Below are 10,987 nucleotides of genomic sequence, written 5' to 3' on the forward strand. Positions count from 1 at the left end.
CGCTGGTGCTCGCCGGGTCCACCTCCGGGGAGGCGCCCTCGCCCTCGTCGATCACCGGGTTGTCCGGTGTTCCGGCGGGTTCGGCGACCGCGGTCTTGGCCTCGGCAGGCGTCGCGGCCTCGGCCTCGGCGGCCTCCTTCTCCGCGGACGTCATCTCGCGCTTCGGCTGCTCCAGCCATGCGGCCTCGCGGGGCTCCGGCAGACCGCCGTCGCGGGTGACGGACTCCAGCAGGAGCTGGGCCACGTCCACGACCTCGACCTGACCCTCCAGTTCGGTGCCATCGGTCTGCGCGGTGGCGCCGTCGGAGAGCATCACCCGACAGAACGGGCAGCCGGTGGCGATCTTGGTCGCCTTGGTCGACAGTGCCTCGTCGACGCGGTCGATGTTGATTCGCTTGCCGACCGTCTCCTCCATCCACATGCGCGCGCCGCCGGCGCCACAGCACATGGAGCGCTGGCCGTGGCGGGGCATCTCCGTGAGGGTCACTCCAGAACCGTCCATGAGCTCACGCGGGGCCTCGTAGACCTTGTTGTGACGGCCGAGGTAGCACGGGTCGTGGTAGGTCACGCCGCCGTCGATGGGGGCGACCGGCACGAGTCGCTTCTCCCGCACGAGACGGTTGAGCAGCTGCGTGTGGTGGACCACCTGGTAGTCGCCGCCGAAGTCGCCGTACTCGTTCTTCAGCGCGTTGAGGCAGTGGGCACAGGTCACGACGACCTTGCGCTGACCGGTGGGCACGCCGTCGAAGGCGTTGTTCATGGTCTCGATGTTCTGCTCGGCGAGCATCTGGAACAGGAACTCGTTGCCCGCGCGGCGGGCGGAGTCACCGGTACAGGTCTCACCCTGGCCCAGGACGGCGAACTTCACGCCGGCCGTGTGCAGCAGCGTGGCGACGGCCTGGGTGGTCTTCTTGGCGCGGTCCTCGAAGGCACCGGCACAGCCGACCCAGAAGAGGTACTCGGTGTCCGAGAAGTCCTCGATGTCCGAGCCGATGACCGGGATGTCGAAGTCGAGGGTCTTCATCCAGTCATCGCGGCCCGAGTTGTTTTGGCCCCAGGGGTTGCCCTTGTTCTCGAGGTTCTTGAACAGGCCGGCGAGCTCGGTGGGGAACTCCGACTCGATGAGCACCTGGTAGCGACGCATGTCGATGAAGTGATCGACGTGCTCGATGTCCACCGGGCACTGCTCGACGCAGGCGCCACAGGTGGTGCAGGACCACAGGGCCTCCGGGTCGATGATGCCGGCGGCCATCGGGTCGTCGGACACGTCGGCGGTGGTGTGGCCGACCAGCGGGCGCTGGGCCTCGAGGCGGGCGGCCTCGGGGATCCTGGCCAGCTTCTTCTCGTCCGGGTTGCCCTCGGCGTCGACGAGTCCCGTCTCCTCGCCCATCGTGGTCTTACCGCCGGCGAGCAGGTACGGAGCCTTGGCGTGGGCGTGGTCACGCAGGGCCATGATCATGAGCTTGGGGCTCAGCGGCTTGCCGGTGTTCCAGGCGGGGCACTGCTCCTGGCAACGGCCACACTCGGTACAGGTGGAGAAGTCCAGCCAGCCCTTCCACGAGAAGTCCTCGATCGCGCCCGCACCCAGGACGGGCTCGAAGTCCTCGTCCGCCTCGGTGCGCTCCTCGATCTTCTCCATGGTCAGCGCCTCGCCGTCCATGGTCATCGGCTTGAGGGCGCCCAGCGCGGTGCGGCCGTCGGCCTCGCGCTTGAAGTAGATGTTGAAGAACGCGGAGAAGCGGTGCCAGGCGACGCCCCAGGTGATGTTGCGGCCGACGACGTACAGCCAGATCATGCCGGTGAGCAGCTTGATCAGCGCGAAGATGGAGACCATGAGCTCGTTGGCCGGCAGGACCGTGGAGATGGGGCCGGAGACCCAGTCGGTCGACCAGTGGAAGTCCTGGCCTTCGGCGCGGTACAGCGCGAGCTTGCCGGCCTTGACGAAGATCATGCCCAGGCCCTCGAGGAGGACGACGGCCTCCACGAAGTACGCGGCCCTGCGGTCGGAACCGTTGAAGCGGTTGAGGCCCCGACGCTGGTTGACCTGGCGGATGATGATGAGCACGGTGATGCCGATGACGGTGCCCAGGCCGAGGAATTCGTCGAGCCCGTGGTACCACGTCTGATCCGACAGCCACGGCCAGCCGCCGCGCGGGTTGAACGTCTGGATGTAGGCCTCGAACCAGACGATCGAGCCGAGCATGAAGCCGATCATGACGAACCAGTGGAAGAAGCCGACCGACCGCTTCCTGGCCATCCGGGTGTGGGCGGCCACCTCGACGAACGTGTTCTTCATCCGTAAGAACGGGGAGCCGAACCGGTTGAAGCCGTCCTTCTGGCCCAGCAGGATGCTCCGGACCATCCGCGATACGCCGCCGATGAATGAGGCCCAAGCAAATAAACTGAGCAGGACACCGATCGTCCCGAGAGTGATGGTCACGCCTGACATGGTTCGCGGCCTTTCGTCGCACTTCTCGACGCACGAGCACCTGACGACCCCAGGGGTGCCCGTCGACGGTCTTGTCGTTAAAGGTAAGCCACGCGGGCCCCGTCCCACGAGTTGAGGTTCCCCTTAGCGGAGTGCACTCGATTCGTGGGACGGGGCCCGCGGGTCGTTCTGGATCAGTTGGTGCGCAGCGTCAGACCGGGATGCGCGGCCAGGACGTCGGAGATCGGGACCGCCGACAGGCGCGGGACGTACCCGTTCTCCCTGGCCACGGCGTCGGCGTTGGCGCAGGTCCCGGTCTCGGCGACGTTGGAGGCGCTGGAGATCCCCAGGGCCTTGTCGCCCGAGAACACGACGCCGCCGCTGTCCCCGGGGAGGGCGCAGAGATCCACCGTGAACGCGTTGGCGATGGTGCGGGAGCCGGCGACGTCGATCATCGCGCCGACCTCGGAGACGGTGCCACAGGAGAAACCGGTCCGGAACCCTGTCTTGCAGGCCTTCTGTCCGACGACCGGGTCGGCTGTGCCGGTGATCGCCTGGGTGGTGTCGGGGCCGGCGCCGACCAGGTTGGTGCGGAAGCGGTCGGCGAGCTCCGGGTCGACGGCCACGAGCGCCGTGTCGATGCCGTCGTGCTGGGTCCGCGTCATGGTGCCGAACTCCTCGCCGTCGGCGAACGCGGCGCGGGTGCCGTCGGCGCCCGCACAGTGCGCGGCGGTGACGACGACGGGCGTGCCGTCGAGCTCGCCGTTGAACCCGGTGGAGCACTCGAGGATCCCGCCCGGGACCGCGACGGAGTAGGCGGTGCCCCCGGCGATGGGGCCGGTCGGCGCGGGGCCGTCGGCGCGTGTCTGGTTCTCGGGGACCGGGGTGACGGGGTCCGCCATCGTCTGGCTCATCCCGTCGATGATCGAGCCGGTGCCGGGAGTGAGACCGGACAGGAGCTCGACGATCGTCCGCATCGGGCCCTCGGGGATGACGCCGGTCTGGTTGAGCAGGGCCAGGCTGCCGAGCGATCCGGAGTCGCCACCGGTGGCGGTCGGGCCCGGTGCGCCGGCGCGGGTCGTGGCGGGTTCGAGCCCCTGGGTGGTCGGTTCGCCGTCGGACTGGGTCCCGCCCGCCTCACTGCCGAACGGTGCGGTGTCCCACGCGGGGTCGGGGGCCTCGGTCATGTCGATCTCGGCGAGGTCCTTCAGCCGGGCGGTGAGGTTGCCCAGCTGGGCGGCCTCGCCGCCGCGGGTGGCCACGACCACGGTGTTGCGGGTGGGGTCGACCCGCACCCCGGTGACGAGCGATCGAAGGTCCTCCGGGAGGTCGTCGACGATCTTGCCCACCTGTCGCTCGCGAGCGGTGAGCTCCTCGGTGGTCAGGGCCACGTCCTGCACGGTGAACCCGGCGTCGGTGGCCTCGGCACGCAGCAGGTCGCCGGCCTCCCCGGCGACCACGCCCACCAGGCCCGTGCCCTCCTCGTCCAGCCACACGCCGCCGAAGGAGTCGCGGAACGCCTTCTCCCACCGTGGGCGGGACTCGGCCAGTCGCTCACCGATCCCGGCCTGGTCCAGGAACTGCTCGGGGGTCAGTCCGAGATCCCGGCGCAGGGCCTCGACCAGCGAGGTCAACTGCGATCCGAGGGCCGCGTCGAGGGCGGGGAGCGCCTGCGTCGTCGAGGGCGCCGTGGGGGCGGGAGCAGGGGCGGGGGCCGCGCCGGCGGGAGTCGCGGTGACGACCAGGGCCGCGGCGGCGGTGAGGACGGCGAACTTCGAGGTGGTGCGCATGGTGGCCTTCCGTGATGCACGGTGGACGACTTCAGGTCGACCAGTTGCGGCCAAGATTACGGAGATGTGATTACTGAGTCCAGTGTGACACGTGTGATTAGTGGGATTGATGTGTCATGACGCGCCGACCTGGAGTCCCGGGAAGCGGGCCGAGATCGCACCGACGGTCACCCCGACCATCAGGGGGACCGCCCCGCGCGCGGCGAGATCGGTCCGGGCCACCCCGCAGCTCGGGTAGGGCTGGTCATAACGGTCGAAGGCGTTGGAGAGGCTCGTCACGGCCACCGCCCAGGTATCGGAGAACACCACACCGCCACTGTCGCCGGCGATCGCGCACAGCTCGATCGCGACGTTCCTGACTCCACCCGGGGTCGCCGAGTCGATCCCGGACACCTTCCCGCACGTGTAACCGGTCCGCTGACCGTACTTGCACAGGATCTGCCCCCTCACCGGGGACTGAGTGCCCGACAGCGGGAGGGGGCGCGCACCGTCGGCCAGGACGTGGGAGTTCCGGAAACGGGGATCGTCCTCGGGGTCGACGGTGATCAGTGCGGCGTCGAGGGCCTCGTCGGCCTCGGTGGACGTGAACGCCCCGAGCCTCGGCGAGCCGGCGCTCTCGGAGACCGTGCCGGGCCGGAACACGGACCGCCCCGTCGCGGGGTCCGTGAAGGAACTGCAGTGGGCCGCGGTGATGTTGACGACCCGTCCGTCGCGGATTCCGTTGAACCCGAGGGAGCACCAGTTGGCGACGGTGCGGGAGGGGGACAGGACGTACATCCGGGTTCCGCCCACCATGGAGTTCGGCAGCAGGGTGCCGGGGTCCGGGATCGTGGGGCTCTGGGTGCCGGGCAGCGTCGCCGTCCCCGACCCGACCGACCCCTGGGCGGGACGGAAGCCGGCGATGCGGACGCCCGCCCCGAGGTCGGCGGGGGGAGTCGGCGCGGCCCCCGAGTCCTCCACCACCACGGTGACGTCGCCGGTGGAGGGGTCCACGTCGATCGCGGTGACCCCGTCCCGCTGGCCCGGGGGAAGGGCGTCCGCCCAGTCCTGTGCCCGCTCCGCCGTCTGGTCGAGTTGCAGGGCCGGCGTGGGTGCGGAGTACACCGTGAACCCGCGGGACCGGGCGTCGGCGATCAACGGCTCCGCCTGGTCGGCGCCCCGGACCACCGCGACCTGGCCGGCGGCTCCGACGATCCTGACGCCGGCGAAGGCCTCGGGGAACCGGACGGTGTAGTCGTCCGAGGCATCGGCCAGGCGGTCGGCCAGGACGGACTGGGTCCGGAAGCCGGCCGGGGTGGTGCCGGCCTCCGCGAGCGCGTCCTCGAGGGACTCGTGCACGATCGCGGGCGTCGCGCGGGAGTCGTCCACCGCCGGGGCGCCGTCGCGTGGCTGGGCCTGGACGGCGATCGGAGCCGCGACCACGACCACGGCGACGAGGGCGCCGATACTCCAGGTGCGGCGGCGGGGGAGGTGGCGCATGGGGTCACTGTTCCTATCGGGACGGGAAGGGAACCGGCCGGGTCCGTGACCGTAGATCGTATGGCCGGATCCACGTCCGCGGGGAATTTCGCCCGGGGTGGTCCGCCGCGGGTCCGGGCGCGGCCTGGATCGGTGGTGGAAGCGGACAGACGCTAGGCTGCGGCACGGCGGCGACGCGGTTCCGGCCGTGACACCGGCCTGCGGAACCTCGGTCCGAGGTGTCGCCCGAGGCGGGTGGTCCGCGTACACGTAGTCCCCAGCCCTCACGCCGCAGCCCTCATATCGCCCCCAGACCGCAGCCCCTGACCGGAGGTCCCATGTCCGACGCCGACGCCGCACTGCACGATGCGCTCGAGTCCGTGGTGGCCCGCAACCCCGGGCAGAAGCTCTTCCGGCAGGCCGTGCACGAGGTGCTCGAGTCGCTCGCCCCCGTGGTCGCGCAGCATCCCGAGTACGTCGAGGGCGGGATCCTCAAGCGGATCGTCGAACCCGAACGAGTGGTGTCCTTCCGCGTGCCGTGGGTCGACGACTCGGGAGTGATCCAGGTCCAGCGCGGCTTCCGGGTCCAGTTCAGCTCCGACCTGGGTCCGTACAAGGGTGGTCTGCGGTTCCACCGGTCCGTCGACGAGGACACCCTCAAGTTCCTCGGCTTCGAGCAGGTCTTCAAGAACGCGCTCACGGGCCTGGGGCTGGGAGGTGGCAAGGGCGGCTCCGACTTCGACCCCCACGGTAGGACCGACGGCGAGGTGATGCGCTTCTGCCAGTCGTTCATGGCCGAACTCGCCCATCACATCGGGGCGGACCTGGACGTGCCCGCCGGGGACATCGGCGTGGGCGGCCGCGAGATCGGCTACCTGTACGGCCAGTATCGGAAGATCACGGGCCGGAACGAGGCGGGGGTGATCACCGGCAAGGGGATCGGCTACGGCGGGTCCTGGGCGAGGACCGAGGCCACGGGCTACGGGCTCGTCTACTACGTCCGCGAGATGCTCCGCGAGACCGACTTCAGCCTCGACGGCTCCCGCGTTGTCGTCTCCGGGTCCGGGAACGTGGCCCTCTACGCGGCCAGGAAAGCCACGCAACTCGGAGCCACCGTCGTGGCCTGCTCCGACAGCTCCGGGTACGTGGTCGACGAGAGGGGCCTCGACCTGGACCTGCTCGCCGACGTCAAGGACGTCCGACGCGAGCGGCTCTCGGTCTACGCCGAGGAGCGGGGTGACTGCGAGTTCGTCGAGGGGCGTTCGGTGTGGGAGGTGAAGTGCGACATCGCACTGCCCTGCGCGACGCAGAACGAGCTCGACGGCGACGCCGCGCGGACCCTGGCGGGCAACGGGTGCCGCCTGGTGGCCGAGGGGGCCAACATGCCGTGCACCGAGGAGGCCGTCGAGGTGATCCGCGAGAAGGGCATCCTGTTCGGACCCGCCAAGGCCGCGAACGCGGGCGGTGTGGCCACCAGCGGGTTGGAGATGCGCCAGAACGCCGGTCGGCTGCAGTGGGACTTCGAGCGCGTCGACTCCGAGCTCGACCGCATCATGACCAACATCTATGCCACCACGGCCGCGACCGCCGAGGAGTACGGGATGCCCGGCGACCTGGCGGCCGGGGCCAACATCGCCGGCTTCCGCCGCGTCGCGGACGCGATGCTCGCGCAGGGCGTCATCTAGCTCAGGTCGTCCGTTCCCCAGTCGGGAAGAGCGTTCCGCACGCATCGCCCGAGAGGCGGGTGTGCGGAACGGTCTTGTCGTTGAGGATGCGTGCGGGCGTGCGGGCGTGCGGGCGTGCGGGCGCGCGGGCGGGCGTGCGGGTGCGCGGGCGCGTGGATGGGCGCCAGGGCGAATTGAGTCAGGTGGACGCAGGTTTCCGCGTGATCTGGATCACCCCGGGAATGGATCGGGCCGGTCCCCAGTTGTACAGGGCGTCAAACCTCAGCGATCCGGACTCAACTTGGGTTGACGGCGCCACCGCCGAGAGGCAGGGTGGAGTCACTGATCCGAGCCTTGAGCCGGGTCTGCTGAACAACAGAGTTTCGGACCACCCCCCGTCCGCGCGGTAACGGCGCGGAGAGAAGGAGAACATCATGGGACGTGCAGTCGGTATCGACCTCGGCACCACCAATTCCTGCGTCGCCGTCCTCGAGGGCGGCGAGGCCAACGTGATCGCCAACGCCGAGGGGTCGCGCACGACCCCGTCGGTGGTCGCGTTCGCCAAGAACGGCGAGGTCCTCGTGGGCCAGCCGGCCAAGAACCAGGCGGTCACCAACGTCGACCGCACCATCCGCTCGGTCAAGCGCCACATCGGCACGGACTGGAAGTCGGACTCGATCGACGGCAAGAACTACACCCCGCAGGAGATCAGCGCGCGCACGCTCCAGAAGCTCAAGCGCGACGCCGAGTCCTACCTCGGTGAGGAGGTGACGGACGCCGTCATCACCGTCCCCGCCTACTTCAACGACGCCCAGCGTCAGGCCACCAAGGACGCCGGCCAGATCGCCGGCATGAACGTCCTGCGCATCGTCAACGAGCCCACCGCGGCCGCATTGGCGTACGGGCTGGACAAGGGCGACAAGGAGCAGACCATCCTGGTCTTCGACCTCGGTGGCGGTACCTTCGACGTCTCCCTGCTCGACATCGGCGACGGCGTCGTCGAGGTCCGGGCGACCTCCGGTGACAACCACCTCGGTGGTGACGACTGGGACCAGCGGATCGTCGACTGGCTCGTGGACAAGTTCAAGGCGCAGAACGGCATCGACCTCACCAAGGACAAGATGGCGCTGCAGCGTCTGCGTGAGGCCGCCGAGAAGGCGAAGATCGAGCTGTCGAGCGGTCAGTCCACCTCGATCAACCTGCCGTACATCACGGTCGACGCGGACAAGAACCCGCTCTTCCTCGACGAGACGCTGTCGCGCTCGGAGTTCCAGAAGATCACGCAGGACCTGCTCGACCGGTGCCGCAAGCCGTTCCAGGCCGTCATCAAGGACGCCGGGATCGCCGTGTCTACCATCGACCACGTGGTGCTCGTCGGTGGCTCGACCCGCATGCCGGCCGTGTCCGACCTGGTCAAGGAGCTGACCGGCGGCAAGGAGCCCAACAAGGGCGTCAACCCGGACGAGGTCGTCGCCGTGGGCGCCGCGCTGCAGGCCGGCGTGCTCCGCGGCGAGGTCAAGGACGTGCTCCTGCTCGACGTGACCCCGCTGTCGCTGGGCATCGAGACCAAGGGCGGCGTGATGACCAAGCTCATCGAGCGCAACACGACCATCCCCACCAAGCGGTCGGAGACCTTCACCACGGCCGACGACAACCAGCCGTCGGTGCAGATCCAGGTGTTCCAGGGTGAGCGCGAGATGGCGGCGCAGAACAAGCTGCTCGGCTCGTTCGAGCTCGCCGGTATCGCCCCCGCGCCGCGTGGCGTGCCGCAGATCGAGGTCACCTTTGACATCGACGCCAACGGCATCGTCCACGTGACCGCCAAGGACAAGGGCACCGGCAAGGAGAACACGATCATCATCCAGGACGGCTCCGGCCTGTCCAAGGAGGAGATCGACCAGATGATCAAGGACGCCGAGGAGCACGCCGCCGAGGACCACAAGCGTCGCGAGGAGGCGGACGCCCGCAACCAGGCCGAGTCCACGATCTACCAGACGGAGAAGTTCGTCTCGGAGAACGAGGACAAGATCCCGGCCGACAAGAAGGAGTCGCTCCAGGCCGCGATCGCCGACGCCAAGACCGCCCTCGAGGGCTCGGACGTCGACGCCATCAAGTCCGCGGTCGAGAAGGTCAACACCGAGGCGCAGGCCGTCGGCCAGGCCATCTACGAGGCCTCCGCGGCCGAGGGTGCCGAGGCCGGCGACCCCACCTCCGCGGGGTCGGTTGACGACGACGTGGTCGACGCCGAGGTCGTGGACGAGGACGAGCCGAAGGGGGACGACAAGTGACGGACGCGACCGGAATTCCTGATCCCGGCGACCCGGAGGCCACCGACGAGGAGGCGGTGGACGAGAAGTTCGTCCAGGACGCCCCCGTCGCCCCCGAGGCCGAGATCGTGGCCGAGGGCGCGGCCGGCGTCGACCCGGACGAGGTCGAGGCGGCCGCAGAGGACGACGAGACAGTCAGGGGTGAGTTCCAGTGACCACACCACACGCTGACGGTCCGGAGACGGACAAGGCCGCCTGGGCGGGCGGTGACGCGCAGGACGTGGCCGCCGCGCAGGCGGTGGATGACAAGACCGGCGCCGCTCCGTCGGAGGCGGTGGAGGGCGAGATCGTCGAGGACGACCCCGCCCCCACCACCGACGGCGCCGCCGGCGACCGGTCGTCCGACGACGACGCCACGTCGGCGCTGCAGGCGCAGCTCGACGAACGGACGGCGGACCTGCAGCGCGTGTCGGCGGAGTTCGCCAACTACCGCCGCCGCGTCGAGCGGGACCGACAGGCCATCATCGACACCGCCAAGGGCTCGGTCCTCACCGAGCTCCTGACGATCGTCGACGACCTGGAGCGGGCACGGGCGCACGGGGACCTGGAGGAGGGGCCGCTCAAGGCCTTCGCCGACCGGGTCCACGCGGTCCTGGCCTCCCAGGGGGTCGAGTCCTTCGGCGAGGAGGGGGACGCGTTCGACCCGTCCGTGCACGAGGCCGTGCAGGACGAGTCGGAGGGTTCCGAGCCCGTGCTGGGCACGATCCTGCGCAAGGGCTATCGCCACGGCGAGCGGACCCTGCGGTCGGCGATGGTCACCGTCCGCTGATCCGCTCGTCCTCCACCGCCGCCGGTGTGCGGTCACCCGCACACCGGCGGTCGAGGTGGAAAAGTGAGACTTCGGGTAAGTAGGAACTGATCAGGAACCGATAGGGAAAGGAGGCGTCTGGTGAGTCAGCGCGAATGGGTCGAGAAGGACTACTACGCCGAACTGGGCGTCTCCAAGTCCGCCACGGCGGACGAGATCCGCAAGGCGTACCGCAAGCTCGCGAGCGACAACCACCCGGACAAGAACCCGGGGAACAAGGCCGCCGAGGAGAAGTTCAAGCGGGTCGGCGAGGCCAACAGCGTCATCGGCGACCCCGCCAAGCGCAAGGAGTACGACGAGTTCCGGGCGCAGGTGTCCTCCGGCGGGTTCGGCGGCTTCGCGCCTCCCGGTGGGGGCCGATACACCACCACCGGCGGTGACTTCGACATCGGCGACCTCTTCGGAGGGGCCGCGGGTGCGGGCGGAGCCGGTGGGGCCGGGGGCTTCTCCGATCTCTTCGGCGGCCTGTTCAACCAGGGCGGCGGCCGCGGCGGCGGGGCCGGCGCGGGCCG

General features: G+C 69.7%; 8 protein-coding genes. 5 read left to right on the plus strand and 3 right to left on the minus strand.

Going from position 1 to position 10,987, the window contains the following annotated elements; translation table 11 throughout:
* The 3 genes from G6022_RS08945 to G6022_RS08955 all read right to left on the minus strand — a co-directional run.
* Positions 1-2,449, minus strand: a 2,449-nt coding sequence (locus G6022_RS08945; protein ID WP_182691409.1) for a (Fe-S)-binding protein, incomplete at its 3' end; no start/stop codon positions are given.
* Positions 2,450-2,622: 173 nt separating this feature from the next.
* Positions 2,623-4,218 carry a S1 family peptidase gene (locus G6022_RS08950; RefSeq protein ID WP_182691411.1) on the minus strand — a complete coding sequence of 532 codons (1,596 nt, stop codon included), beginning with the start codon at positions 4,216-4,218 and terminating at the stop codon, positions 2,623-2,625.
* Between the two features lie 114 nt (positions 4,219-4,332).
* A complete protein-coding gene (locus G6022_RS08955; RefSeq protein ID WP_182691413.1) occupies positions 4,333-5,697 on the minus strand; it encodes a S1 family peptidase in 1,365 nt (454 codons plus the stop codon).
* 317 nt (positions 5,698-6,014) lie between these two features.
* On the opposite strand from G6022_RS08955, the gene gdhA reads away from it, so the two are divergent.
* The 5 genes from gdhA to G6022_RS08980 form a co-directional block, all read left to right on the plus strand.
* Positions 6,015-7,361, plus strand: coding sequence for an NADP-specific glutamate dehydrogenase (gene gdhA, locus G6022_RS08960; RefSeq protein WP_179523534.1), 1,347 nt, complete (start codon positions 6,015-6,017; stop codon positions 7,359-7,361).
* A 413-nt stretch (positions 7,362-7,774) separates the two neighbouring features.
* Complete coding sequence (gene dnaK, locus G6022_RS08965; RefSeq protein ID WP_182610460.1) at positions 7,775-9,628, plus strand: molecular chaperone DnaK; 1,854 nt, start codon at positions 7,775-7,777, stop codon at positions 9,626-9,628.
* Positions 9,625-9,822, plus strand: coding sequence for a hypothetical protein (locus tag G6022_RS08970; protein WP_182610459.1), 198 nt, complete (start codon positions 9,625-9,627; stop codon positions 9,820-9,822). The genes dnaK and G6022_RS08970 overlap by 4 nt, the downstream gene beginning before the upstream one ends.
* The gene (gene grpE / locus G6022_RS08975; RefSeq protein WP_179523531.1) at positions 9,819-10,436 is read left to right on the plus strand and encodes a nucleotide exchange factor GrpE; all 618 of its coding nucleotides are present in this window, start codon (positions 9,819-9,821) and stop codon (positions 10,434-10,436) included. The genes G6022_RS08970 and grpE overlap by 4 nt, the downstream gene beginning before the upstream one ends.
* A gap of 117 nt (positions 10,437-10,553) precedes the next feature.
* On the plus strand, positions 10,554-10,987 hold a 434-nt coding region (locus tag G6022_RS08980), incomplete at its 3' end, for a DnaJ domain-containing protein (RefSeq protein ID WP_187701313.1).

Origin of the sequence: Dietzia sp. Cai40 (genome assembly GCF_014145165.1) — a bacterium.
In the GTDB taxonomy this organism is placed as follows: domain Bacteria; phylum Actinomycetota; class Actinomycetes; order Mycobacteriales; family Mycobacteriaceae; genus Dietzia; species Dietzia natronolimnaea.